The sequence below is a fragment of the Clostridium sp. CTA-6 genome, from assembly GCF_054768115.1.
Genome location: NZ_BAAAAU010000003.1, coordinates 192,192 through 217,266, shown reverse-complemented (window position 1 = coordinate 217,266; position 25,075 = coordinate 192,192). Strand labels below are relative to the sequence as shown.

Annotated in this window: 31 protein-coding genes and 1 pseudogene; 4 read left to right on the top strand and 28 right to left on the bottom strand. The window is 44.9% G+C overall.

Annotated features, from left to right (window positions below; genetic code table 11):
* Window positions 1-38 precede the first annotated feature (38 nt).
* The 8 genes from ACYUDJ_RS06345 to ACYUDJ_RS06310 all read right to left on the bottom strand — a co-directional run bounded on the left by ACYUDJ_RS06345 (window position 39) and on the right by ACYUDJ_RS06310 (window position 5,360).
* Complete coding sequence (locus ACYUDJ_RS06345; protein WP_009064822.1) at window positions 39-302, bottom strand: DUF6870 family protein; 264 nt, start codon at window positions 300-302, stop codon at window positions 39-41.
* A gap of 141 nt (window positions 303-443) precedes the next feature.
* The gene (locus tag ACYUDJ_RS06340) at window positions 444-644 is read right to left on the bottom strand and encodes a hypothetical protein (protein WP_011988842.1); all 201 of its coding nucleotides are present in this window, start codon (window positions 642-644) and stop codon (window positions 444-446) included.
* Window positions 645-1,099: 455 nt separating this feature from the next.
* Window positions 1,100-1,519 (bottom strand): RNA polymerase sigma factor, encoded by a 420-nt coding sequence (locus ACYUDJ_RS06335; RefSeq protein ID WP_009064814.1) that lies wholly within the window; start codon window positions 1,517-1,519, stop codon window positions 1,100-1,102.
* A 487-nt stretch (window positions 1,520-2,006) separates the two neighbouring features.
* Window positions 2,007-2,195: a cysteine-rich KTR domain-containing protein gene (locus ACYUDJ_RS06330; RefSeq protein WP_011988843.1), complete on the bottom strand. Its 189-nt coding sequence runs from the start codon at window positions 2,193-2,195 to the stop codon at window positions 2,007-2,009.
* A gap of 29 nt (window positions 2,196-2,224) precedes the next feature.
* Entirely contained in the window at window positions 2,225-2,482 is a 258-nt protein-coding gene (locus ACYUDJ_RS06325) for a hypothetical protein (protein ID WP_011988844.1), read from the bottom strand.
* Window positions 2,436-3,299 carry an aminoglycoside 6-adenylyltransferase gene (locus ACYUDJ_RS06320; RefSeq protein ID WP_011988845.1) on the bottom strand — a complete coding sequence of 288 codons (864 nt, stop codon included), beginning with the start codon at window positions 3,297-3,299 and terminating at the stop codon, window positions 2,436-2,438. Before ACYUDJ_RS06320 ends, ACYUDJ_RS06325 begins: the two co-directional genes overlap by 47 nt.
* A gap of 53 nt (window positions 3,300-3,352) precedes the next feature.
* On the bottom strand, window positions 3,353-4,186 hold the full coding sequence (locus tag ACYUDJ_RS06315) for a histidinol-phosphatase HisJ family protein (protein ID WP_009064810.1): 834 nt from the start codon (window positions 4,184-4,186) through the stop codon (window positions 3,353-3,355).
* Between the two features lie 13 nt (window positions 4,187-4,199).
* Complete coding sequence (locus tag ACYUDJ_RS06310; RefSeq protein ID WP_009064824.1) at window positions 4,200-5,360, bottom strand: MFS transporter; 1,161 nt, start codon at window positions 5,358-5,360, stop codon at window positions 4,200-4,202.
* Between the two features lie 111 nt (window positions 5,361-5,471).
* Between ACYUDJ_RS06310 and ACYUDJ_RS06305 the strand changes: the two genes are divergently transcribed.
* Window positions 5,472-6,368, top strand: a complete 897-nt coding sequence (locus ACYUDJ_RS06305) for an AraC family transcriptional regulator (protein ID WP_009064827.1) — start codon at window positions 5,472-5,474, stop codon at window positions 6,366-6,368.
* Between the two features lie 82 nt (window positions 6,369-6,450).
* On the opposite strand, the gene ACYUDJ_RS06300 is transcribed toward ACYUDJ_RS06305, so the two are convergent.
* A complete protein-coding gene (locus ACYUDJ_RS06300) occupies window positions 6,451-6,873 on the bottom strand; it encodes a 2-thiouracil desulfurase family protein (RefSeq protein ID WP_011988846.1) in 423 nt (140 codons plus the stop codon).
* Window positions 6,874-6,903: 30 nt separating this feature from the next.
* Complete coding sequence (locus ACYUDJ_RS06295; protein WP_009064821.1) at window positions 6,904-7,428, bottom strand: nitroreductase family protein; 525 nt, start codon at window positions 7,426-7,428, stop codon at window positions 6,904-6,906.
* A 142-nt stretch (window positions 7,429-7,570) separates the two neighbouring features.
* Between ACYUDJ_RS06295 and ACYUDJ_RS06290 the strand changes: the two genes are divergently transcribed.
* Window positions 7,571-8,167 (top strand): TetR/AcrR family transcriptional regulator, encoded by a 597-nt coding sequence (locus ACYUDJ_RS06290; RefSeq protein ID WP_009064831.1) that lies wholly within the window; start codon window positions 7,571-7,573, stop codon window positions 8,165-8,167.
* 398 nt (window positions 8,168-8,565) lie between these two features.
* Here ACYUDJ_RS06290 and ACYUDJ_RS06285 read toward each other — a convergent pair whose 3' ends face one another.
* On the bottom strand, window positions 8,566-9,150 hold the full coding sequence (locus tag ACYUDJ_RS06285; protein WP_020073007.1) for a hypothetical protein: 585 nt from the start codon (window positions 9,148-9,150) through the stop codon (window positions 8,566-8,568).
* Window positions 9,151-9,495: 345 nt separating this feature from the next.
* Between ACYUDJ_RS06285 and tnpA the strand changes: the two are divergent.
* A pseudogene (tnpA, locus tag ACYUDJ_RS06280) lies at window positions 9,496-9,822 on the top strand (IS200/IS605 family transposase); the annotation flags it as partial.
* Window positions 9,823-10,030: 208 nt separating this feature from the next.
* Here the strand turns inward: tnpA and ACYUDJ_RS06275 are convergent.
* The gene (locus ACYUDJ_RS06275; protein WP_205610224.1) at window positions 10,031-11,437 is read right to left on the bottom strand and encodes a relaxase/mobilization nuclease domain-containing protein; all 1,407 of its coding nucleotides are present in this window, start codon (window positions 11,435-11,437) and stop codon (window positions 10,031-10,033) included.
* A gap of 74 nt (window positions 11,438-11,511) precedes the next feature.
* Window positions 11,512-11,811 carry a CD1845 family protein gene (locus ACYUDJ_RS06270; RefSeq protein WP_009064829.1) on the bottom strand — a complete coding sequence of 100 codons (300 nt, stop codon included), beginning with the start codon at window positions 11,809-11,811 and terminating at the stop codon, window positions 11,512-11,514.
* Between the two features lie 250 nt (window positions 11,812-12,061).
* Here ACYUDJ_RS06270 and ACYUDJ_RS06265 point away from each other — a divergent pair, with 250 nt between their 5' ends.
* Entirely contained in the window at window positions 12,062-12,931 is an 870-nt protein-coding gene (locus tag ACYUDJ_RS06265) for a DUF5677 domain-containing protein (RefSeq protein WP_011988849.1), read from the top strand.
* 73 nt (window positions 12,932-13,004) lie between these two features.
* Here ACYUDJ_RS06265 and ACYUDJ_RS06260 read toward each other — a convergent pair whose 3' ends face one another.
* The 15 genes from ACYUDJ_RS06260 to ACYUDJ_RS06190 all read right to left on the bottom strand — a co-directional run bounded on the left by ACYUDJ_RS06260 (window position 13,005) and on the right by ACYUDJ_RS06190 (window position 25,051).
* Entirely contained in the window at window positions 13,005-13,352 is a 348-nt protein-coding gene (locus ACYUDJ_RS06260; protein WP_460289537.1) for a plasmid mobilization protein, read from the bottom strand.
* The gene (locus ACYUDJ_RS06255; RefSeq protein ID WP_011988851.1) at window positions 13,349-13,531 is read right to left on the bottom strand and encodes a DUF4316 domain-containing protein; all 183 of its coding nucleotides are present in this window, start codon (window positions 13,529-13,531) and stop codon (window positions 13,349-13,351) included. Before ACYUDJ_RS06255 ends, ACYUDJ_RS06260 begins: the two co-directional genes overlap by 4 nt.
* Window positions 13,532-13,582: 51 nt before the next feature.
* Window positions 13,583-14,170: a defense against restriction DarA-related protein gene (locus ACYUDJ_RS06250; RefSeq protein ID WP_011988852.1), complete on the bottom strand. Its 588-nt coding sequence runs from the start codon at window positions 14,168-14,170 to the stop codon at window positions 13,583-13,585.
* Window positions 14,171-14,311: 141 nt separating this feature from the next.
* Window positions 14,312-14,794, bottom strand: coding sequence for a cysteine-rich VLP domain-containing protein (locus ACYUDJ_RS06245; RefSeq protein WP_012620091.1), 483 nt, complete (start codon window positions 14,792-14,794; stop codon window positions 14,312-14,314).
* Window positions 14,795-14,894: 100 nt separating this feature from the next.
* Complete coding sequence (locus ACYUDJ_RS06240; RefSeq protein ID WP_011988854.1) at window positions 14,895-15,572, bottom strand: DUF4366 domain-containing protein; 678 nt, start codon at window positions 15,570-15,572, stop codon at window positions 14,895-14,897.
* Window positions 15,569-15,838 (bottom strand): DUF4315 family protein, encoded by a 270-nt coding sequence (locus tag ACYUDJ_RS06235; RefSeq protein WP_009064758.1) that lies wholly within the window; start codon window positions 15,836-15,838, stop codon window positions 15,569-15,571. Before ACYUDJ_RS06235 ends, ACYUDJ_RS06240 begins: the two co-directional genes overlap by 4 nt.
* Window positions 15,839-15,862: 24 nt before the next feature.
* Window positions 15,863-17,842 (bottom strand): C40 family peptidase, encoded by a 1,980-nt coding sequence (locus ACYUDJ_RS06230; RefSeq protein ID WP_163253244.1) that lies wholly within the window; start codon window positions 17,840-17,842, stop codon window positions 15,863-15,865.
* The gene (locus ACYUDJ_RS06225; protein ID WP_460289536.1) at window positions 17,835-20,198 is read right to left on the bottom strand and encodes a VirB4-like conjugal transfer ATPase, CD1110 family; all 2,364 of its coding nucleotides are present in this window, start codon (window positions 20,196-20,198) and stop codon (window positions 17,835-17,837) included. Before ACYUDJ_RS06225 ends, ACYUDJ_RS06230 begins: the two co-directional genes overlap by 8 nt.
* Window positions 20,146-20,541 carry a PrgI family protein gene (locus tag ACYUDJ_RS06220; protein ID WP_009064709.1) on the bottom strand — a complete coding sequence of 132 codons (396 nt, stop codon included), beginning with the start codon at window positions 20,539-20,541 and terminating at the stop codon, window positions 20,146-20,148. The genes ACYUDJ_RS06225 and ACYUDJ_RS06220 overlap by 53 nt, the downstream gene beginning before the upstream one ends.
* 47 nt (window positions 20,542-20,588) lie before the next feature.
* On the bottom strand, window positions 20,589-20,984 hold the full coding sequence (locus tag ACYUDJ_RS06215; protein ID WP_009064699.1) for a DUF7007 domain-containing protein: 396 nt from the start codon (window positions 20,982-20,984) through the stop codon (window positions 20,589-20,591).
* Window positions 20,985-21,022: 38 nt separating this feature from the next.
* A complete protein-coding gene (locus ACYUDJ_RS06210) occupies window positions 21,023-21,484 on the bottom strand; it encodes a SpoVG family protein (protein WP_009064773.1) in 462 nt (153 codons plus the stop codon).
* 88 nt (window positions 21,485-21,572) lie between these two features.
* Window positions 21,573-22,439, bottom strand: a complete 867-nt coding sequence (locus ACYUDJ_RS06205) for a VirB6/TrbL-like conjugal transfer protein, CD1112 family (RefSeq protein WP_009064771.1) — start codon at window positions 22,437-22,439, stop codon at window positions 21,573-21,575.
* Between the two features lie 11 nt (window positions 22,440-22,450).
* Window positions 22,451-22,663, bottom strand: a complete 213-nt coding sequence (locus tag ACYUDJ_RS06200) for a Maff2 family mobile element protein (protein ID WP_011988858.1) — start codon at window positions 22,661-22,663, stop codon at window positions 22,451-22,453.
* Between the two features lie 92 nt (window positions 22,664-22,755).
* Window positions 22,756-24,588: a VirD4-like conjugal transfer protein, CD1115 family gene (locus ACYUDJ_RS06195; RefSeq protein WP_009064741.1), complete on the bottom strand. Its 1,833-nt coding sequence runs from the start codon at window positions 24,586-24,588 to the stop codon at window positions 22,756-22,758.
* Window positions 24,578-25,051, bottom strand: a complete 474-nt coding sequence (locus tag ACYUDJ_RS06190) for a PcfB family protein (protein WP_011988860.1) — start codon at window positions 25,049-25,051, stop codon at window positions 24,578-24,580. Before ACYUDJ_RS06190 ends, ACYUDJ_RS06195 begins: the two co-directional genes overlap by 11 nt.
* Window positions 25,052-25,075: the final 24 nt, after the last annotated feature.

Here is a 25,075-nt window from a genome sequence, read left to right as displayed (position 1 = left end):
CGACTTCGGGCCAAGTTGGCCCGAAGTGGCATGACCGATTACAGGCCGCTTTTCTGCCGTATAAGAAAGTTTGTAATTACATCCTGCAAGGGGGGGCCGTCCTCCGGGAACTCTACCTTTACCGCAGTATCTCCATGACGGAAGCAGTAAGGGTTTTTTACCTGCTTCAAAATATGTGCCGCACGTTCCCTTTGAGGCAGGCTGTTATCAAAGTCGATTCCGCTAACATCTGTCAACTGTGATTTATCCACTGTGGCAATATCCACATCTTGCATTGTGATGATCTGTTCCAGATTTACCATCGCTTTGTGCCTCCTTCTCAAATGAAAAATGTACTTTATGTTTCCTGCTGTCCTATGAGGAAACATAAACAGTCACCACTTTATAAGCAAAAGTGATGGCTGTTAATCTTTCCTCATACTTCGGGCCGAGTTGGCCCGAAGTCAATAGGGACTGTTCCGGTAATGCCCGTCTGCTTCGTGAATGGATTTGAAGTCAAATCTTTCGTTCAGTTCCATAACCACGCGCCGAATATCATCAGAGCTAAAACCACAGCTTTCCATTGCCCAAATGACATAGCCGCGACAAGCATTGTTGCTCCACGGTTCAGGCAGTATTTCCGATAAATTCATATCTTTTTCCATTTCGATTCTCCTATGCCAGAATAGGGGGAGTGCCGCGCCGGGAAAGAATGGGCTGTCATTAGACAGAAATGCCCGGCGCGGCCTCCTATATGGTAAATAAGAGGATAACCCGGACAGGCGGCGGCAACCGCCCTCATGGGAATTTCACCCCGCCCCATGCTGATGGCGCGACGGTCAATACTGTGACGCGTTCAAACCGTAAGTATCATTGTACCAATCAAAAGATTATCGCCGGGTAGATTGCCATATCTGCTCTGTCACAGTTGGTAGGAATCGCTCACGCTCCGTTTGGTTTTTCCCCCTTTCAACGGGCGGTTTTGGCGTACCCTGTGGCTTGGCTCCCTTTTGATTGAACGTATCCGGGTTATCTGTATTCAGTTGTCAAAGAACGGCAGATGGAGAAAAAACTCCTTCTAATAGCCGTGTGATTTGAAAGGCAAATTCGGAACTGGAAATTAAGACTTTTTCAAAAATTTCTCCATGCTTTTCAACCCTTTCTCAATAGCAACTCTGACGGCTTTTTCATTTATACCCTCTGCCCGTGCAATATCGGATTTACTCATACCGAGTATGTAATGGGCATAAATTCGTTTTCCTTGCTTGTCCGGCAAGTAAGCGATTGCGGAGTGCAGTTGTTCGGAAGTAATTTTACGCTCGTAAATCTCGCAAGGGGAAAGGGATTCAAAAAGAATATCCTTTTCGATCCCGTCGTCAGCGTCCAGCGAATAGTGGGCTTTGTTATAGAAGCGGCGGCGAATGTAGTTTTTCTCCAAACGTTCTGCTTCCAGCAAAGCGTCCTTGATTTCATCTGATATCTCAACAAAAAAGTCTGAATTATAAAACGGGTAATAATCCCGCAGATTGATTTTTGCCATAAGGCGTTCCTCCATTTCGATTTTTTAGGGAATAGTGAATCGAAATGGAGCGGGAGGGGAACGACAGCGAGGTCGGACTTCGGGCCAAGTTGGCCCGAAGTGACAAGGCTTGTTCCATACGTTGTCAGTGAAAAAAGGATACAAAAAAACACCTTTACGCAAATTAGCGCGAAAGGTGTCGAATAAAAAATGGGCGCAATAGCCGCCCACAAGTTGATATAATACTTTTAAACTATGTAAATGAAATTTTTCTGCTATATTAAACCGTCACAATATGGCGGCGTTTCTCTCAGAGAAAAAAATGCTTTGGGGTACATAAAAACCTCCTTATCCCAAAGCCGCCAGAATAAGAAGAATTACAGGTATACTCTTTCCGATTTTTAACGGAAAATGACGGCTTTGTATGTCTGTTAAATTTGTCAGCAATCGTATAACAGAAAATTGTTATATGAAAAGAGCCGATAATCAAGAGATATGTACTCATTGATTATCGGCTCTGCGTCTTTGCGTCTGGCTCTTTGATAACTGACATATTGAGTTGTAGCACATTGATTAGAGATTCTTGTTTACATTTGGGACAGTATAGGGGGAAGTTTTCGAGGATTGTATCTTTCCTAATTTTCAGTCTTGTTTTATTGCCACATATAGGACATAGTAACCATTGAACTTCAATCATTATCACCCCCTACATCATTTCATTAGTTGCTATTTTTCTGCTCTAATAATTACTGTTCCACAATTTTGATACAAAACTTCAACCGTTTTAAAACCGGCGTTTTTCATAAGTTCAAATTGATGTACCAATGTCAGTGGAATATCAATTTGTATAAACATATCTTCGGGTGTATTATTTTGCTTGCGCTTATATTCGTATTCCTTAAGGCAAAGCGCTTCCTCTTCATCGCAATAGGCAAATCTAGTATATTTCTGTTGCGTTGGACGGTAAGCTTTTAACGCGCTCAAGGTAGCTCTTGCTATTTCTTGCTTCTGTCAAATCGTAGGGGAAATTTAATTTCTCACTTACCTCCAAAGAAATTTTCTGAAACAAATCGCACATGAGAAAAACAGCATCCCATATAGCGTTTATTTGTGCTTTCGAATAAGATTCTAAGTATTGTTCATAAATCCCTTTCGGCAAATACTTGTCCATGTATTTTGCGGATTTCCCTGCGCTGACTGAAAAATCATTATCAATCCCAATTTTCCATTCCAGCAGCCGCCTAAGCATTGGCCTTATTTGAAAATTTATCATATCCATTGCATATGGAATCTCATTCCTCCATAATCCCTTCGCCACATTATTTAAACACCACCAAAATTCATTACATGTACAATAGAATTGATTTGGCACCGGCTTTTTCACCCAATATTCTTCATCGGACAATACTTGTTTTTGAGGCATGATATTGTCCTTGTCAACTAGTGTTTTATACAATTCTAGACTATTAAGTACATTTTCTAATGTCTTTACATGTAAATCCAATCTATTTCCATCAGTGAATTGAATTAGCCAACCATAGCAATTTTCAACATCAGAAGTGTAGTAGATATTTTCCTCTGGATATTGCATATACAAGCGCTCACCAAATCGATCAATCCAGGCTTTGTCCTCTCTGAATGACCTTGTTTCTGTAACAACATATACAATATCATAATCTTGAAAGATATCTTTTGGTACATTTGGATTTGCACGTGAACCTTCTAAGTAGGCCGCACGAATGCGGACATCATTGTTGGCAACTGCTATGATTAAATCCATCATTTCTTTTTCTGATCGCATACTGTGTCTCCTTTTATAGTGAAGATAAACTAAGTTATCCGGACAATTTTCTATTATATCAACTTATGAAAATGCGGCCTCATATTCTCGTATGTACAATGATATCGAAATCCCATATCGAATAATACTTTCTTGGTATTTTCAATATGTGCACCTAGCTGTCCTTTTTTATGACTGTCGCTTCCAATCGTGATAATCTCACCGCCTAATTTTTTATATAAAGTAAGTATATCTTTGGATGGTGTCATATCCGTAAGTCCATATCTGTAGGATGACGTATTTACTTCTATTCCTTTTCCATCACGAATGACAATTTTTAAAATTTCATTAACTATGTCTGAAATCTTTTCAAACGGATATGTGCCATTTTTATCATATCTTATAATAATATCTAAATGTCCCAAAACACTATAATTTTTATATTGTTTTACAATTTCCAGCAGCTCTTGATAATATTTTTCGTTATATTCTTTCTGGCTCTTTCCTTTCTGAAAATCCTGTGTCCATAATTCCAAGTTATCTATTTGATGCACAGATAGAATAATAAAATCAAATGGATATTTCACAAAGAGCTTTTCATATTGAGAAATTGTATGCACCTGTACTCCAAACTCCATTCCCTTTTTTATAGCAATCAAGTCACCATATAAATATTGTAATTCCTTAATCGTCTCAAAATATTCTGGATAATACACATTTGCCATAGGCATACCATCGCGATATTGAATTTCTTTCTTATCATTCCAGTCCAGCTTAACTCCATAATCTACATGATCCGTAAAACATATTTCTTCCATTTTTATTTGTATTGCATCTTTTACAACCTCTTCCATTTCATAAACAGAATCATCGCTAAATTCTGTGTGAACATGATAATCAGCAAACATTTTCTTCATCCCTTCAAGCAGTTTTTTTTACCAGCAATTCATGCATCATCACCATTAATAAAAGAATGATTAGCAAATATACCGGCAGCAAAACAATATTTATATGCTTTGCAATTAAGCCGAATAGCGGCGGCATCACACAGGTTCCCACATATGCACTTGCCATCTGAACCCCGATGATTGCCTGTGACTTATCCGCACCAAAACGGGACGGAGTGGAGTGAATAATACATGGGTAGATTGGCGCACATCCAAAACCAAAGAAAAACAAGCCGACCAAAGATATTACTTCATTTAACGGCAGTAACATCATAATAATACCAGCCGCAATGATTCCCTGCCCCAGACGAATCATTTGTAAATCGCTTAATTTCATACTTATAAATCCACTTAATACCCTCCCAATGGTAATACCAATAAAAAACATACTTGCAAAACCAGCCGCTGTCTCAATTGAAAATCCTTTGATCAGGGTAAGATAACTGCTTGCCCATAAGCCGGTCGTCTGTTCCAAAGCACAGTAGCAAAAGAAACAAAGCATTACTTCTTTTGCTCCAGAAATCTGAATTACCTCTTTCAAAGGCAATGCTTTTCCCGCTAAAATATCATTCTCTTCTGCCGTCCCTTTTTGGTTCTTCCATAACGGCAGGCTAAAAAACAAAACTACTGCAAAAGCAATCTGTAAAAAGGAAATATACTGATAACCTGCATTCCAATTCTGACCATGCTTCAAGGCATATCCCATCATATAAGGCCCAATAGTTGCGCCGATTCCCCACATACAATGAAGCCAACTCATATGTCTGCTTGCATAGTGAAGTGCTACATAATTATTCAAGGATGCATCAACACTACCTGCTCCAAGTCCGTAAGGAACTGCCCAGAAACAAAGCAAACCAAATGAGTGTGAACTGGAAAAGCCAAATAAAGCAACTGCCGTCATAGTAATGCTGATGGTCGTTATCTTTCCGGTTCCAAATTTACGGGTAAGTTTATCACTCTGTAAACTTGAAACAACGGTTCCGATTGCAATAATCATAGAAATGACGCCTATGTATGAAATCGGCACCCCAAATTCCATATACATGGATGGCCATGCCGAACCCAATAAGGAATCGGGCAATCCAAGACTAATAAATGCAATATAGATAATTACTAACAGTAATTGAAACATATTGATCTCCTTCTCTTTTTTGTGATATAATAATATCATCATTCAACGAACTTTTATATAATATTTCACTCGAAATTATATAATAAAATCGTCAAAGAGAAGGTATCTTGTATGAGCATAGCAAAATGTAATGTAACAGTGAATTCTTCCGGTGAAGAAGTTCAAAAGCATGGAACGTCAGAATTCCCGATTGCTTTTTATGAGGAAAACTTATCAAGCTATTCTATTCCCTGGCACTGGCACGAAGATTTTGAGATTATATGGGTAATCTCAGGATCGATAAAAGTATCTGTTAATAGCACAGAACATATCCTAAACAAAAATCAAGGGATATTTATCAATGCAGGCTTTCTTCATTCCATTCATGCAACAAACGATGGAGAATACGTTTTAAGATCCATTGTTTTTCATCCAAGGCTAATCGGAAGCATAGATAGTATATACTGGCAAAATTATATTGAGCCGATTATCCAGAATAAAAATCTGCCATACATTTTATTAGACCCATTCATTAACTGGCAGGACAAAATACTCGCTTACTCGATTTCTGTATGGAACAGACTTTATAACACTGAAAATGGTTTTGAAATATATGTCAGGAACGAATTATCGCAATTGATTCTAATTGTGCTAACAAATCATTCCATATGTGAAGCAAAACCCAGCATTCGAAATCTTCGAAATGCCGATCGAATAAAAACCATGCTTCAATACATTCAGATGCATTTTTCAGAAACCATAACCATCTCTACTTTAGCAAGGGTAGCGCTGATCAGTGAAAGCGAAGTTCTGCGCTGTTTTCACCGTACAATCCATTCCACACCGAATCAGTACCTGAAACAATATCGAATCCAAAAAGCATGTCAAATGTTAATCGATACAGATATGACTTCTATCGATATTGCCTTTCAATGCGGATTTCAAAGCAGCAGCTACTTTACGAAAACTTTCCGAGAACAGATTGGCTGTACCCCTTTGGAGTACAGAAAAAGGGATCAGCAATGCTAATCCCTCTTTCTAATGTAATGAAAAGTTAGACACGACGACCAACTGATATTCGGCAAAAACATTGAATTTTTCTATTTCGAATCTACATATTAAAATCTTCTGCATCTTTTACGGGGTACCCTTTAGTAATCAGGGCTTTAGCAAAAAGTCCCTGACCAGATATTAGCTTCCCGGTAAATGTTCCATCATATATATTGTTAACTCCGCAAGTTGGACTTCTTGACTGCAAAATAGCCAAATCAATTTTTTCTCCTTCTATTTTTTCTAATGCAAGCGCAACTGCTTTCCTATAATCAGAATCAACATTATTTCCCTTATCATCCATCACTACTTCATCAACAATCTCAGCACATGGTCGGGGAATAGGCATATTGGCTAACATTTCAGGACAAATACTGAGAACCTCTTTTCCTTTTAGATATTCAATCACAGCTTCATTGCGATTGTTTCTTCCATTATATTTACAATTACATCCTAGTACACATGCACTTACTAATACTTTCATACTCAACAACTCCTATGGAAGACTTTTACCTTAATCTATATATTTCTCATACATCACCGTTTCGCTTATTTCTTTGCGTTGGGCAATATGACGCTCTGGACTTAAAAAGCCTTTTTCTGGATACCCCATTAAGAGTAAAGCTGTCGGTTCTATGTACTCTGGTAAATGAAATTCATTGCTTATAATTGCGGGATCAAACAAACCAACCATTACGCTTCCAATATTTAATTCTCTTGCTGCCAACATCAGGTGGTCACAGACAATACCTATATCCAAATCGCCAGAACATTTTTGATCAAATGGCCGTATTAATTCATCCCGTCGATCCCGACACACGATAAAAACACACTTAGAACCAAACGTTTGATAAGCCTTTTTAATTTTTAAAATGTTTTCTTCACTTTGAACAACAATAATCCTTTGTGGTTGTTTATTACAGGCTGTAGGGGCGACACGTCCAGCCGATAAAATCTGATTTAAGTCATCTTTTGGAATCTGTGCTCCCGTAAAGCCGCGTGTTGTGCAGCGTTGTTTTGCCAGTGTTAAAAAATCCATTATTCTTCCTCCTATATACGAATGATTATTCACATTATTATTATAGTACCCGCATTGATAGATGTCAACAAAATGCGAATAATGATTCACATTTCATTGACCTGATTTAAAGTTCCAAGTATAATAAAAAAGAGGTGATATTATGAATGATGTAAGAGAACCCATTCAAAAACGTTCTATTGAAACAAAGAAAAAAATACTAGATGCCGGGTTTGCCCTTTTTTGCGAAAAAGGATATTATAAAACCAATACAATTGAGATTGCCAAACGTGCTGGTATCTCAACAGGAGCGCTATATAGTTACTTTAAAGATAAGAAACAAATATACATTGCTGCTTTTCACGATTATCTTGAAAATATTTCAGGCCATTTACTTGAAAAATTAAGTTTGCAACAACCTTTTTCACTAGCTAGTTTTGTCGAAAATTGGATCTGTTATTATATTGACTTATATGCCGATACCAGTCACGCTCTGGCTCAGTTAAGAATGATGATATCAGAAGATACTGATATCAATCGTCATTTTTCCAATTTTGAAAATGAATATTTTTTAAAAATTAAAGAGCTATTAAATAAAAATGGCATAACGCAAGATGACTTATTTGAAAAAGTTTACACTTGCTGCATTTTAATTGATGCTCTTAGACAGGAAAAATCTGCATTTTCACACAACGGCTTAGACTTCAATATTTTTAAAGACCAAGTAACCAAAACTGTCATTGTATTATTGTCAAGTTGATTTTTTATTAAGGGCTAATAAAATCGCAGAGCAAGTCTATTTTTCTGTATGGCAATTCAATTTGTCATTTGATAACTCTATCTATGTAATCTATCAAGGGGTGTAAATGAGAGACTTCAATTAATTCGGAAGCTCTTTCAGACGCAAAGATGGCGTAAGAAATTGCTTTCTTACGCCGGTATTAGCCACAGGTCTAGAGGTCAGGTCTTACCTTTTTCAACTTGTTCAGTTCCCTCGCAAACACATATCAATATTCCATTGTATTAGATAAGGACATTTTCCTTTGGAAAGCGTCATTATTATATCAAAATATACTCCAATCCAAAATCCTTCGCAAAAGTCGTAAACATCTATTAATCCTTCATATTTTCAGACTTTTTACTAAAAAACCATCTCATTCAGGAAAAGAAAGGCATTTGATACAGAAAAAAGGCAATAGCAGGTCCTATACACAGTGATATTAATGTTGTAATCAATTTTTTATGCATAAGAATTATAGCACAAATTAAAAATATTATCTCACAATACATATCATCATGATTACTGGACATAATTTGCAAAAGCATTACCGAAATAACACCTGCTGATAGTAATACCGCTAAGATATTATCTTGCTTTATTTTATGACATAAAACGGCCAAAAACGGCGATATTGCGGTAATTGTATACCAAATTAACATATAGCTATTAACATTAACATGAATCAATAAATGGTATATATGAAATGTAATATTTAGACTTAAGAAAAAAAACAAAACTCTAATTGCAGCTGAAATAGATTTTTCGCTTTTTAATGAAATAAATAATGCAATAAGGATCCATATACCAAAATTTGAAAGAATCGCATTTACATTTATTTGACCTAAGAAGAAATTGATATGGATATGCCTATTGTCTATATAGGCCGAAAAAAGACCTAATAAAACACCAACCACTGTAACGCTTAGTATGGGAATGACATTCTTTTTTGTTATTTTATTCAACTTTATAACCCTCCAAATTATATAAATAGCGAGTAATATCCATTCGCATTTTTCCATGATACATCTATTTATTTGCTAAATGAGATTGCAGTGTGTAACTGTAGCAATAATAATTAACGCAACGCCTGAACCAAACCATAACCCAACGAAATGGGACAACATCTGCTAAAGGCCCAAAAATCGCCATACCAATAGGCAAAAAACCGGAGTAGATTATTTTTGTATTCCATTGTTTTTATCCATATTTGCATTATACTTTGCGATGAACTTAATGGCAACCATAGCTCCATATATCTTGCCTCTGGAGTCGTATCATAGTACATCTCGGCAGCGAAATTACCGTAAATGCTTACAGTTTCACCATCATCACCGCACACAGACAGACATAATGACCACGTATTCACGCCGAAGTATCAGCGAAAGATAATCTATTATCAATTGAGGGACGACATACGGCAAATCATAAGAGATTTATGCAAAAGGAAGGGAATTGCGATCATAGAAGGACATATAATGCCCGACCATATTCATTTGCTTCTCTCAATTCCACCAAAATACAGTATATCGCAAATCATGGGATATCTCAAAGGAAAAAGTGCGATAATGATTTTCGATAGACATGCAAATTTAAAATACAAATTTGGTAATCGGAATTTTGGGGCGGAAGGATATTAAAAGCAAACCACAATTTTTGTGCCATTTTTGGGGCTTACGCTAACCCGCAAGCAGGGCAAGTGTATTGACACTTGCACATTTTTAAGATTTTTCCCTGCGGTCAAATCTTAAAAATTGCTTGTTGGGGCAAGCCGCCCCAAACCCTGCCACTTCGGGCCAAGTTGGCCCGAAGTCGGCGCTTCGCACCTTATGTTGCGTCATGTCGCTATCGCTCCCTTTCCTTATTTTTCTGCGCGTCCATCAGGCCAAGCAGATGGTCAATATTGCTTTTCACCGTTACAATTTCCTGCATATCTTTTTTGGTTTCCCGATACTCCCGGTAAGCCTTTTTCTTGTCTGCCGACAACCGCTGAAACTCTGCTTTCAGCGTATCCATTTTAGGTAACTTTGCCCCGGACAGCAAACGCCGGAAGGTGTCCTGCGCCGCCCGGTAGGTGGCAATATCCGCTTCATGCTCCACAAGATATTTCTTGTTGTACTTCGCCGCCTTATACCCCTCAAACACAGACCGGGTTTTAGCGTAATCCACCACTGCCGCCTTTAGCTCCGCATTGACACGCATAGCGGCTTCGGTGGATTTTATGCTATCCGAAAGCACATGAAAGTGGTCGGTAAGCTCTGCGGCCTTTTGCTCTAAATCCGCATATTCTATCAAGCCGTTTTCCTGTAAATACTGTAAGGCTGCCGCCATTTGCTTTAGGTTGAATACCTTTGCCCACCGTTCATAGGCAGGGCCTTTTCCAGCTTTCATACGGGATTGAATATCCACAATCAGATTGACCTTGCGCCGTTGCTGCGGGGCGGTTCTGCCCTCAATCGCCGCTTGTATATCCTCCTGCCCGTAGCCCTTGCCAAGAGTAGAAGCACGGAGCCGGGTAAAGCGTTCCTGCCCCTCTGCCCGAAAGCTAATTGCGCCGCCGCGCCCCTGCTTGATTTCATAGCCAGCCGCCACCATTGCTTGTAAAAAGGTATCCATATCCGGCGGCTTCGTTGCAAGGCAAATATCAATCTGCGCCTTTAATTTCTCTTGAAAGGTGGGCGGCTTATGACCGCCGAGCCATTCCCCGTAATGCTTGAATTTTCCCTTGCTGTGGCGTTTCGGATTGGTAATAACAGATAGCCTATTTTCAAAACATATACGGTCGGAGAGCCGCCGCACCGCACGGGCCGAACCGATAAAATCCCGGAATTTCCGGGTGCAGTCCAGCGAGGTTGAATTGTAGTAGATATGGCAATGAGGGTGGGGGCGGTCAGCATGGGAAACCACGAAAAAGGCGTGTCGGCCTTTCGTCCAGCGCATGGCAAGGTCATAACTGATTTTGAGGGCGGTTTCCGGATCTGTTTCGCCGGGCGGGAATGCCTGCCGGATTTGATAATACAGCACATCATTATCCCGTTTTTGTTCCCGCCCTGTGATAGCTTTGTACTTTGCTTTTGAGAGTAAAAATTCTGCGTCAGCCGTGTCGGGGTCACATTCATAGGCAAGAATTAAATCGCCGTTGCGGGTCTTGTCTGGATTTTTCCCGTAATCAAAACCGTCCTTTAAGGTTTCCATAATGGTCATGCCGCTTCCTGCATGACGGGTCATAAGGCGGGTGGTTGCTATGTGCATTTCCTCCTTTCCTCGAAAAAACAACTTCGGGCCAAGTTGGCCCGAAGTAGCCCGGCAGCTCTGTTATTCTGATGTTAGTTTACAATGAAAAAGCGAAGCGAGTTGTTCAGGCTGTGCAGTCCGTCAATCAGGTGTTCCGCAATGGCGGGAATCCCAAGAGGAGAAATCAAAAACGACAGGAACAGGAACACGCCGAAGCCCAGCTTTTCGCCGCTTATCAGCAGGGCAATACTGATAAGAACACCTATCCCGGAAACCACTTGCAAGAGAGCGGCTGCATAGCAGAACACAAATTCAATCATGGGTGTTACTATCGTCAGCAGAACCACAAACGGCGCGGCGATAATCTTAAATATCAGTTTGATAAACTTCATAAAAATTCTCCTTTCATTAAGCAACCTTATTGTTGTATCCTACCTATATTTTACCATTTCGTGCAGAGAGTAACAATGTTGTCGAGGCCACACCGATCTTGTCCCGGAACTTCGGGACAAGTTGGCCCGAAGTAGACATATACCGCTTGTGATGCCACGGGAATTATGTATAATAATTATAAAAAACACGTCTACAAGACAATACATACCTATATGTAAATCAAACTTAGCACACAGGAGTTTTACTAATATGGATAATACAATTTCTATACAGAAAGCAATTTCGCTTTCACGTCAAATTCAAGACCATCTTAATAAAGATATTCTTAAAGAAGGACAGCCATTTATAATTTTAGAAAAATATGAATGGCTTCGCGAAGTATTATCATTGCTTGCAAAACAATCAAATCTATTTGAAAGTTGCATTGTATTACTGGAAAATAATATGGAACAAGAAGCATATATTCTTGCTCGAAGTCAGTTTAACAACATGCTTTGGATTTCTTATATATGCAACGATAATGATAATTCCAGAGTAAAAGAATATTTTTATGAGCCTCATATAACTCAGTTACAACAACTTTACAACATAAAAAAATATTTACGAAGTTTGCCAGAGGACACTCCACAATTTGAAGAATTTTCCACACTGGATTTCAAGGTCATTAACTCAACAATTAATAAAATCAAGGGTATTCTTAGAACCGAGGGTTACACTGTAGACAACGCTCAAAAACCTTTAAAGAATAAGAGCATTTTTGAATTAACCGAAAAAGATCCATTGTTACTTGGAATGTATCTGTCATTCTACAATGATGCAAGTAAATTTGAACATGCAGATATATCAACTGTGAAAAATTATAGAAATGCTGTTGTAGATGACATTTCTGATAGTATTGCTTTCACATTTGAATTAAATCAATCAAACATAGCTTTATGGAAGTCGGTCTTTAAGCATACACTTACCATACTTTTTCAGTCAATTAATACACTATATACTCGCATTAAAAGTCAAGATAAACACTTATTTGATTTCAAGCAGTATGAGGAAGCTGATTTTTGTTCTATCATTGTTAATATAAAAATGGCATCTGATATAGTTGATTCTATATCAGAATGATTCACTCTCATGAATGTGTTTTGTGTAGCAAAAGCGGGGAGCGGCGGCATTGTGCCAACGCTCCCCGCTTTCCTTATAGCTCCACTACCGCCGTAAGCTGTTTGAGTACCTTTGAAACCCGGCCCCATAACTCGGTATAATCTTTTTGCAGGGCGGCAATTTCGGACGGATAAACGCCGTAGGTATTGGCATGAATGGCAACCTGATTCAGATTGTTGGCACATCTGCGTTGCAGGGAAACCAGCTCCCGGACGGGGGCAAGGTCAACATTCAGCACATAGCCATTGAGCGCCATTTTGCGGATATAGGCGCTTAAATTCTGTGTTCCGGCTTGTGCCATACGTTCCTGAATGGCGGCGTATTCATCATTACTCACCCAAACATAAAGGGGAACGCCCCGCCTGCGTTTGGGGCGGCTCACCGTTCCTCCCGTTCCCGGCTCCTGCGCTTTGCCGGCGGCTCCTTTACCCTGTCTTTCGGCCTTTCCTCCAGCATGGCCTGCGGAACAGGCAGAGGGGCATTATTCGGAATCCCATCAATCATGTTGTAATTCTGCTCGGTCGAAAGCTCTGCATTTTTCAAGTAGTTATCCTTTTCCATTCTCAAAAAATCTCCTTTTTTGTAACTTCGGGCCAAGTTGGCCCGAAGTGATTACCTGTCTTTCTCTGTGCCTTTTTCGGGAGCAGGACGGGCGGCGTTGTCCCGTGCCGCTTGTTTTGCCCCCTCTGCTAGCCGGGCGGCAATGGATTTACTTTCTCCCGGTTCCCGCATGGGGGCTTTTCTGTCGGGATTGCCGGGAGCCGCCCGAAGCTCATAGTCCGCCATCTGCTTTTCCGTCAGGGGCGCGTCATATACAAGATAGCCCCATGCCAGAAAGCGGCCTTGTTCCACACTTTCCCGCTTATCAAAATTCACAAGATATAATGGGCCGTTCTCCGTTTTAGGGAACGTGCCAATATCCACGGGCCGTTGAGTAGAATAATATCGGTAAGCCGATTTTTCGGATACGCCGTAATCATGCCGATATTCCGAAACACGGTTCTCATAGTCCCTTGTAGCGGCGGCTTTACTGGTGGTATAGTGTCCCCAATAATAGTCGCGCCTGCCGCTTGCGTCCTCGGTAAACTGCCATGTGGCAAAGGGCTGTACCGCCTGCGGATTTTCCCCAAGAGCAAAACCTCTTTCATTCTCAAAGGCAATGGCCCGTTTGATTTCATATCCTTTTACGTTATCGCTCATTTTTCCCTCCGTTCTCATACATAGAAATGTCACGCTGTTACCCTCAAAAAGCGGGGGTATGAAGCATAGATACCTTTTCCTTGAAACCGGGGCCGGAAAGCCCCGGAAATCAAGTTTTTTTCAAGCAAACTTCGTGACACCTTACCCCTTGTTTTTGCGCCTGTGCCGCTGTTGGCGGCGGCGGTCTGCTTCGCGTTTTCCTTTCCGGCGGCAGGCTTCGGAACAATAGGTCTGACTGGTGACAGGAAGATAGGCCGCACCGCAGACCGGGCAGGTCTTACGGGAAAGCACGGCGGGGGTTCCTGCTAAATTGGCTTCCAGTACCGGATCAAGCGGAAGCACGGCCTTTTGAAAATACTTGCAGTATGCGCCCGTCCAGCATTTATCCAGCATGTAACAGCCGCCGTAATCAAGGGGCAGACAGCCGTATTCCGGGTCATAGTTGGCGCACATACCTGTTACCAGCTTGCGGATTGCGGCACGTTCCCGGCGGGTCAGTTCGCGGGAATCGGCACTCATAGGTCTGACTTCGGGCCAAGTTGGCCCGAAGTTCCCTCCCTTTGCGGCAAAATCAAATTCCGGTAGCAAACGCCCACACAAACAGAGCCGTTCCAATAACTGCAATCCCGGCAGGGGGAGCCTTTCGGCGGCTTGCGCGCCGGAGCCGGGCGGCAGGGGCGGGGCCTTTCTTTCATCATTTTTTCATAGGGGCTGTTTGTGAAATTCATGCGTCCTCGTCCTCCCCGGTATCAGACTCCTCCCCGTCTACTTCCCACGGCGGGGTATCGTCCTCCTGTTCGTCATAGGGGTCGGCTTCGTATTCGTCAAATTCGTCCTCTGCCAAAGCGGCCTGTTCCTGCTTCGGGCGATAAATCTTGAAGTAATATCCGGCCCCGCCGCCAATAACTACAACCGCCAGCACCAGTAAGAGCATTTGGGTATCGCTTTTTTGCTCCGGCTCCGTAGAGGTTTCGGAAGAAGTTTCAGAGCTTATATCCGTTTCAGAATTGCTTTCCGGTTCGGGAGTGGACACAACGGCGGTTTCATTTTCCTCTGTATCCTCGGACTTCTCCGCAAGAGCCAGCAGGTCTTTTTCCGTCACGGCGTTCAGGAAATATACGTTATCCTGTTCGCGCTGAAGGTCAATCACAAGATAAAATACATTTTCGTCCGGGGTGGTAATGGTATAAAATTGCTTGCCGTCCTCGTCCGTGGCGGTATTGACTACCGTTCCCGTTCCGGCAGGGGTAAAGGGATTGGGGGCACTGGTTGTTTCAGAAGTAGCAGGGGCTTCCGTTACTTCCGGGGTTTCCTCACCGCCGCTGGCGTAGGCCATGGTGCTAAAGGAAAAGGTCATTAAAAAAACGGCGCACAGCGCCGCCATCATGCGAAATTTTCTCATTCTTCGATTTCCTCCTTTTTCGATTCGTCATGTACTGTGGACTTCGGGCCAAGTTGGCCCGAAGTGGCGCCGCCTGCCTTTGCCGCTTTCAGCAGGTCGGCAAGGTCGGTCAGGGAAATATCCATACCACGCACCGCGTCCACGATTTCCAGATTTTCAAGCTCGGTTTTCTGCTTTTCCAGCTCCCGCAGCTTCGTTTGAAACTCATTGATTTTTTCCTTTGTTTTCTGTATGTCCTTGCTTACACGCTCAATTTTCGCGTTCAAAAAACCACTCCTTTCAAAACGGGCCTATAACCGGCCCATTGCATAAAAATGTTCCGTCCAGTAATTGGTGTCCATACGGGCGTACTGAACGCCGCCGCTGGCACAATGTAGCATCATATTCCCGCCTACATAGATTCCAACGTGCGACACAGGCCCGGAACTGTCGTAGGTTCCCGTAAAAAAGATAATGTCGCCGGGTTTTGCTTCGGAGCGCGGGATCTTCGCACACTGGTTAAAAATGCCCTGCGCGGTTGTCCGGCTCATGGGATATACGCCGGACTGATCCAGCACATAGCACACAAAGCCCGAACAGTCAAAGGAAGTGGAGGGAGAAGCACCGCCCCAAACATAGGGATAGCCTAAATATTTTTCCGCTTCGGCAATCAGGGCGGCAAATTCCGGGTCGGCCAGAGCTTCCGGCGGTATGTCGTAATCGGTGTATTCGCCAGGGTGAACGTAGATATTGCCCTCAAAGAGATAAGGGCGGTTGCCTTTGGTCTTTTGGTAGATAAGGTAGCGTTCCGTCTGCTCCGGGTCGAGATTGGCAAGGGCCACGGCTCCCAATGACTTATTTTTCAAAGACACATTGAGGATATAGTAATCGTAGGGAACCTCGTAGGTGTCGGTATGGGTTTCGCCGTTTTCGTCCGTCCATGTGTCGGTTTCCGTGCGGTAGCGTACCTCCACCGTTTCCGTGATGGTCAGAATATACTGTTGCCCGAACAGGGCTTTCAGTTCTACCTGTACCTGTGCCGGGGTGTAGCCGCCGTATTTGGCGGTAAGATAGGAAGCCAGTTCAAAGGGGTCGTGCCCGATTTCGTCAACGGAATAACGGTACTCGTCATAGTTCGGATAATCCCGTTCTATTCGGGAGAGCCGTTCCCGCAAATCCTTTTCCAGCTCGGTATAATTTTCTTCCACGGCTTCAATATCGTTGTCCGACGAACCGTAGGAAGTGCCGCCCACAACGCTAATCAGTCCGTTTCCAATGGTGGTGATTCCCGCTATGCAGGATTGCAGAATCACAATCAGCAGGAACAGCACCAGACCAAGCAATATAACTTTGGGATTGCTTTTTACAAAGGCCGCAACCGTCCGGGCTACTTTTTCCGTGAATCTCACCGCTTTTTTGCCCTGCTTTGCCGCTTCCTTTGCCTGCTTTCGATACTGCTTTTTCAGCCTTTGCTTCTGCCAGAACCGGGAAACCGGATTGCTTTGCAGGCCCGGATTCTCTTTAACAAGCTGGCGGTAGGTGTAATCGGCCCTTGTACTGATATGTTTGTTTTCCCACTTGCGAACCTGCCGGGCGGGTCGGGTGCGGATACGGTGCTTGATGAAGCGTGTACCGCCCCGAACAAGGTGTTCCCCGGCAAGCTCGGTTTTGTGGACGGCTTCCGTGCCCGCATTTTCATGCTCCACCTGATGAATTTTCCCATGCACATACCACCACGATTGGTAACGGGCGGCGCGGCTAATGGTTTTTACCGGGCCGGGCTTTTTCGGGGGCTTCTGTGCCGCCAATTTCTCACGGGCGGTATTCAGCTTTTCACCGCTCTTTTCCATACGGAGCTTTGATTTCTCCATACGCTTACCGTCTTGCGCCGCCTTTTTGTTGGTAGAGCCATCACGGGAAGCGGATTCGTCGCCGGGCGGCGGCTCACCGTCACACCGCAGGCGTTCAGAGGGTCGGGGCTTCTTGCTGTCCTGCCGGAGCTTTCCCGACTTCGGGCCAAGTTGGCCCGAAGTGGCAGAAGTGCTTTCCACAGATGAAAAAGTGTCGGGGGAGGCTTCATCTTCAAACCGTAGCTTCTTATTTGCCGTGTCAGGCGGAACCGGGCCAGTGCTGTTTTTAACAGTCGAAGGTGCGTCCGGCGGTGTCATATTGTGGGAGCCGCCCTTTTTCGGTGCAGTCCGCTTTTTGGACTTCGGGCCAAGTTGGCCCGAAGTTGCCGCCTGTCCCTCAGGCTCAAACCGCAAACGGCCCGACCTGCCCGTATCACGCATTTTGGGCCTCCCTGATGTCCTCCGGGCGGGTGGTAAGCAGATTGTAGATTTCACCACGGGGGAAACGGTCTACAAAGGGAATGGTGGTATTGCCGAAGAACAAAAGCCCCTCCCCGGAATTGCTGTGGGCGATATAGGATAGCTGATGTTCTGATATGCCAAGCTGTTTGGCGAGGATTGCCCGGTCGCCCTGCGCCTGTGACAGCAGTATCATAAAGTCGCTGTTTTCCAAGATGTTTTCGATTTCCCGGCTGGCTAAAAGGTCTTTCACATTCTGTGTAAGCGCGCTCGGCACACAGCCCTTTTTACGAAGCATTTTCCACTCACGCACAAAATAGCTGGCGCTCAATGCGTCCTGCAACAAAATATGAAATTCGTCATAGTAGCACCAGGTCGCAAGACTTCTGGAAAAATTCTCGTCTACCGCCTGTGTCACCAGCTCGTTTGTGATGTGCATGGCGATTTTGCGTAAGTTTTCGCCCATGCTTTTCAGCACGATACAGGTAATGCGGTTGTCGGTCTGCACATTGGTAGGGTGGTTGAACATATTGAGGGAGCCGGTGCAGTAAAGCTCCAATGCGGTTGCAATCCGTCTGGCTTCCGGTTCAGGTTGCTGGCACAAGCTTTCATACAGTTCTTGCAGAAGCGGCATTTTCCCGTCCCCGATTCCAAGGGCAAGCTCCCGGTACACCAGCCGCACACAACGGTCAATCACCGTTTTTTCAATAGGCTGTAAGCCCTCCTTGCCGCCGATAATCAGTTCGCATAAGGACAATAAAAAATCCGCTTTCATAGAAAGCGGGCTGTCCTCTCCGGCTAAGTTCAGTTTTAAGTCCATTGGGTTGATGTTATGGGGGCTGTCCGGCGATATTTCTATGACCTCCCCGCCAAGCCGCCTGACCAGCGGGGCGTATTCGCCCATTGGGTCTACCACGATAATGCGGTCTTTGGTGGCAAGAAACACGTTGATTAGCTCACGTTTTGCGGCAAAGCTCTTGCCGGAGCCTGTACTGCCAAGATACAGGCCGTTGGCAGATTTCAGCTTTTTGCGGTCTGCCATAATGACGTTATGGGAAAGGGCGTTCATGCCGTAATACAATGCCTGCCCGTCCATGCGAAGCTCCTGCGTCATAAAGGGAACGAAAATAGCGGTGCTTGAGGTTGTCATGCCCCGCTGTATCTCGATTCCGTTGTACCCAAGAGGGAGCGAGGACATAAAGCCCTGTTCCTGCTGAAAATCCAGCCGTTTGAGAAAGCAGTTATATTTCTGCGTAATGCCCGATACCGTGAAAATGTCATTTTCCAACTGCTGGCGGGTGGGGGCTGTATTCACCACAAGGAACGTAAGCAGAAACATTCGCTCGTTCCGGCTCTGTAAATCTGCCAAGAGTGCCGCCGCGTCCTTGCTGTATGTCAGTAAATCCGGGGGAAGTATGTCAATATCATATCCGGCCCGTGCGGCTTTTTTCTGCTCGTCCATTTTCATACGGTCTATGTCGGTCAGCTTTGCCTTGACCGTTTTCACCGCTTTGGTCTGGTCTACTGTCTGGATATGCAGGGTGATGGTCATTTCCGCGTCCACTTCCAAAAGCTCCGCTAACAGCTTATCGGAAAGCTCAGAAGCCATAATCTGCATATACAGAGCCGCGCCCCATGTGGTTCCCACACGAAAGGCGCGGCTTTGGCGAAAGTCAAAGGAAGTGGGAGCAATAAAGTCCTTTGTCCCCATGCCTGTTTTGGGTATCATATCCCATGAAAAGCGGAACGGCTCCCGCCCTCCGGGGTGAAGCTGGCTGTGCAGCACTTCCAAGCGTTCCCGCCCGGAAAGGGTTGCCGACTGTACGCCAAGTTTCTTGAAGTTCCCCACAATATCCGCTTCGATACGCTCCAAGCGGGGTCGTGCCGCCGCGATCCCGTTCGCATTGATACCGAACGTAATGTATTTGGAACGGACAATGCCGTTGTTGCTTTTGGCAATCTGGTTTTCCAGCATGGCGGTAAATTCGCCTCGAATACTGTTGAAATCGTCGTCCTGCGGGGATATATTCACGCTGTAACGATTCTCCGGGCGGGAACGGTGATTGATAAAGGATAGCTGAAAGGGCAAGGCACTGTCAAAGTAATTGAGAAAGCCGCAATAGCCGTCAAAAATAGTGCTTTGGTCATCACTGGAAGCCACGGCGTAGTTAATATCCTCATAGGAAAGGGTCTTTGTATAGTAGCCCTCCCGCACCTTGCAGATACCGTCTTTCAGCATTTCCTTGTAGGGAATGGTCTGCTGTGCCGACTGCGGCCCGCGCTTTTTAGGCTTTCCACTTTTTACGGGAACGGGTGGGCGTTTTGTTTTTTGTGCCATTGGGTGAAACCTCCTTTCCGGGGTTACTTAGATAGGAATAGAAATTCTGTGTCTGATAGGGGCGTGTGCGGGGCCATAGGAATTTGGAGCGGACAATATTACGCACCACCTTTTCCAGCGGCTGTCCGTCACGCTCATACATGGCAATGAGAAAACAAGGGAGCATAAAGGTAATCATTAAGAGCATGGCCCCGGTATTGCCAATGGCGGTACGGGTAAAAAGATAAGGCGGAATCCCGACTACCGCCGCCGCTCCGAAGCATAGTAGCTGGCGTTTGGTGAGATTGAACGCCACTTTGGTTTTTATTTTTGATAAATCATTTGGTACGCTTACATAGGCCAATGAAAAATCCTCCTTTCTGACTTCGGGCCAAGTTGACCCGAAGTTGATTATCGTTCTGCATTGTGGATAGGAACCGTCTGCCGTGCCGGGGTCTTTTCCAGTCCAGCCTGCCGTACCCGCCAATAGTCCGGGTTATGTTCCCGGAGCGACTTATTGATGTTTTCCTCAAAAGCGGCCTTGTCTTTTATACGGTCTGGAACCGCCCACAGCTTTTTATCCAAAAGCTCCCGCAGGGCAACATCTTCCTGCGTATCTTCCTCAAAACAGAGAAAACCACTGTGACGAAAGCCGCACTTGATAGCGGCAGGAGAAAGCACCGCCGCCATATCCTTTGCAACCATTGTGCCGCCATGACTGGCGGTACTCACAAGAAACACGCCGGGGCAAAGAATATCACAGGTCTGCACCTTGCCCCACGGCGATTGTTCCGGTTGTTGATACATAAAAACTCCTTTCCACTTCGGGCCAAGTTGGCCCGAAGTTACCTTTCTGCATTTTTGGCTTTACCTGTCTTTACCGGAGCAGGCCGGGCGGCGTTCTCCTGTGCCGCCTGTTTGGATCCCTCCGCAAGCTGTTTCGGGATAGACTGCTTTTCGGGGGAAGCAATGGCAGCGGCGCGGGTCTGCAACTTTTCAAGCTCTGCATGGTAGGCCGCTGTCACGGCTTCGGTCAGCTCGGCGCGAAATTCCTTTGTGATGGGGCGGGATGTATCCCGGTAGCCGGTCTTGCTGGTCTTATCCGGCTTGCTCGGCATACCTACAAAAATGCCCTTGTCGTTCTGCAAAATCTTGAAATCGTCAATCACAAAGCAGTCGTTCAGTTTCAGACTGGCAAAGCCTACAAGGTTGCCCTTTGGCTCAATGAGCCGGGCGGTAACGTCCAGTTTCAGCGGCAAAGCCGCCTGTTCTGTTTCCTGCGGAGCTGTTGTTTTTTCGTTGCTCATAGTAAAAATTTCTCCTTTCTCACTTCGGGACAAGCTCTCACCCCAACAAATCTACGATTTGCCGGGGACCCCGAATGGCCCGAAGTCGTCAGTGCGCTCCAAAGATGGATTTTGCAAGGCTTCCCGTCTTGAACATGGTGAAGCACAAGAGAACCGTATAGCCGATTACCGTCCATATGGCTCCAATGGGGTCGCCGCCTACAGCGATACTCTGCACCAGCTTTGCGTAAATCCCCACGCATACCAAAATCAACAAGCCTTGAAAACCCACAGCACACAAAGATTTTAAATAGTTCTGGCCCATGCCGCCGATTTCCCTGTTGACCAAGGTTGCCATTGGCACCGGGGCTAAACTGGTGAGTAGGTAAATTTCAATCATTCTGCCGTACACAATGACAAACACAACAATATTGATTGCTACGACAATAATCTTTATCAGAAAGGATTGCATCCACAGGCCAAGCAGAGGGCCGATTTCCATTGTCATGAGCTGGGTTTCCAAGCTGTCCATCATATCGGGGCTTACCGCCGTGTTTCCTGCAATCACGCCCCCTGCACTGTTTATGACGCTTTGGGAAACATCAAATACCGCCATCACGATATTGAATGTGTTGGAAAGAAGCAGTACTGCGATAAAGGTTTTGAATATCCACTTGAAAAAAATCCATGTGTCAATATCGTGCAGGTTATTCCGGTCAATGAGCATTTGAATCAGCTCATAGCACATGACAAAGGTAAGCACCAGTCCGGCAATCGGCAAGACAACCGTTTCGGAAAGCTGCCGTATGAGAGAGAACACACCGGGGTTCCAATTCCCCGGCGTGGTTCCCACCTGTGTTGCAATCTCTCCGATCTGGTCGTTCACGTTCTCGAAAAGGCCGCTTAAATTGCCCATGATACCGTCCACCAGCAGGCCCTTTATCCATTCGTTAATCCAGTCGGTGAGAAAATCCATACCGGCCTACCTTAAAACAGGCTGGAAAGCATAGGCACAAGCGTTGTTCCCAGCAGGATAACGCCGCCCCCGGCCATGAGCTGTTTAATGCCTTGCGATTTCGCGCCCGGATTGTCCGACCCGTAACCTTCCAAAAGGTTGATAACGCCCCACACGGCAAGACCCGCGCCAAGAGCTACAACAAGGGTTTGCAAGGTACTAACTGCACTCGTAAAAAATCCCATAATCTGATTACCTCCATATTTTCATATTGTTTTCGGGTACAAAAAAACCGCCATTTTCGGCGGCTGTCACTTCGGGACAAGTTGGCCCGAAGTTATGCAAATGCTTCCGGGTCGTCCACATCATCATAGTTGAGAATGTCCTCGTTCTCGTCTATGGCGGCGGTTTCCTCGTCGGCACTTACTTCATAAACGGTATACTGCTCATTGGGATTGAGCTTTTTCATGCGGCGGTTTACCAGCTTTGAAGCGTCAAAAGCGTTGCGCTTATCAGCTTCGGCGGTATACCTGTAATTGGGGTGCTGTTTTAAATCGTATTTGGGGGAAAGGAATGGACGCAGGCCGCGAAGCTGTAAAATACACTTGTTGCCCGGCATAGTGGTCAATTCGTCCATTGTCATAAGCTCCTTGCCGAGCCGTTGCAAGTTCTGTCCATAGCTTTCCGACTGGCCCCGCGTCCGGCTTTCCGTCTGCATGGAAATGGTTTCTTTCCCCAAAACCTCCGAAAGTTCCTTGATGGTGGAATGTTCCCGGCCACCAAGAAAAATCACGCTGTCCATATTTCCCATAATGGTTTCAGCGTGGTCTTTATATAAGGCTTTGAGCTGGCTTTGCGCCTGTAAAAACAGGCATAAGGATATTTCGCGGGAGCGGATAACGGCAACCAATTTTTCCAATTGCGGAACCTGTCCCGTGTTGGCGGCTTCGTCCCATAATACCCTTACATGATGGGGGAGCCTGCCGCCGTATTTGCTGTCAGCCCGTTCACACAAAAGATTGAACATCTGCGAAAAAGCAAGGGCAACAATAAAGTTGTAGGTCGTATTGGTGTCGCTGATGATGAAGAAGGTGGCGGTTTTCTTATCGCCCATGCGGTCAAGTTCCATTTCATCATAGCTCATAATCTCCCGGAGCTGTCCAATATCAAATGGGGCAAGTCTGGCTCCGCAGGAAATCAGGATACTTTTCGAGGTTTTCCCGCTGGCGAGCTTGAATTTTTTATACTGGCGCACCGCAAAATGGTTGGGATTGCGCTTTTCCAAGCCAAGGAACATATAGTCCACGGCGTTCTTGAAATTTTCATCATCTTCCCTTGTTTCCATGCTGTTCAGCATATCCACTAGGGTATTGATATGGCGTTCTTCCTCCGGCCCCTCAAGGACGATATAGCCGATTAAAGCACAATAAAGCAAGGTTTCTGCTTTCGTCCAGAATGGATCACCCTCTTTACCGTCGCCCTTTGTGTTCTCAATCAGAGCGTTTACAAACTTCAAAATATCGCTTTCCGTCTTTAAGTAGGCCAGCGGGTTATAGTGCATTGACCGGGCAAAATCAATGGAATTGAATACCTTGATTTTGTAGCCCTGCTTTTTCAGAAAAGAGCCGACCTGCTCTAAAATGCCGCCCTTTGGGTCAACCACCACATAGGACGAATGAGCCTGTAAAAGCTGTGGGGTCAGCCAAAAGCGAGTTTTCCCGCTTCCGCTGGAGCCTATGATACAGCAGTTAAGGTTTCGGGCGTTGGCGGGATTGGCGGGTCGGGTATTCATGGTAAGAAGCTCTGTCCCGGTTAGTATCACGTTGTTGCTGAATTTTGGGTCGATAAAGGGCTTGATGTCCTTTGCCGTTCCCCACCGGGCCGAGCCATATTCCACATCCCTCCGAAACTTTTTTGCGTTTTTTACCTTATACCATACCACCAGCCGGAGTATGACCGCCCCGGCAAGGCCAATGAGCCAATCGGACAGCACAAAGCCCGGCGCAAATGAAGCAAACGCCGGGCTTATAGTCTTTATCATGCCAACCAGTTTATTTCCGAAGTCTGCACCTGCCGCAAGGCGGTAGGCTGTGCCGAGCTTCAGACAGAACCACAGCACCAACAGATAGGGAACATTGGGAATCACATATCTACGGATTTTATCGTTCATTCCGCACCACCTCCCGTTTTCGTTCCTTTTGTCGCGGTTTGGTGCGCTCCCTGTCGGCAAAGGCTTTTAACTGTTTCAGAATAGAGGGGTGGCGGCTCTTGCCCCGGTTCAGCACCAGCTTTGTATATTCGCCAAAACAGGCGGTAATAGCGTCAGCCTGCCCGGCCTTGAAGAATAACAAATATTTATCCGGCCCGGTTTTGTGAAAAGCATAATCTACATTGTACTTTCGGGCCACACGGTCAAAGAGCTTCGTATCCCCGGACAGGTCAAGACTGTTTGTAGAAACGCCGTGGTTCATCAACTTTTTTACGCTCTGTCTGCCCTGCGGGGTCTGCCGCTTCTGATGGCCCTTTTGTATCTGCCGGAGTGCTGCCGCCAGCACCTTTGCCAGCGTCCGGCCCGTCAGTTTTGTAGCATTGACAGATAGGGCAACCGTCCGGCGTTCAATATCTTCCTGCATGAAATTCCTCCTTTCCTGCCAGAT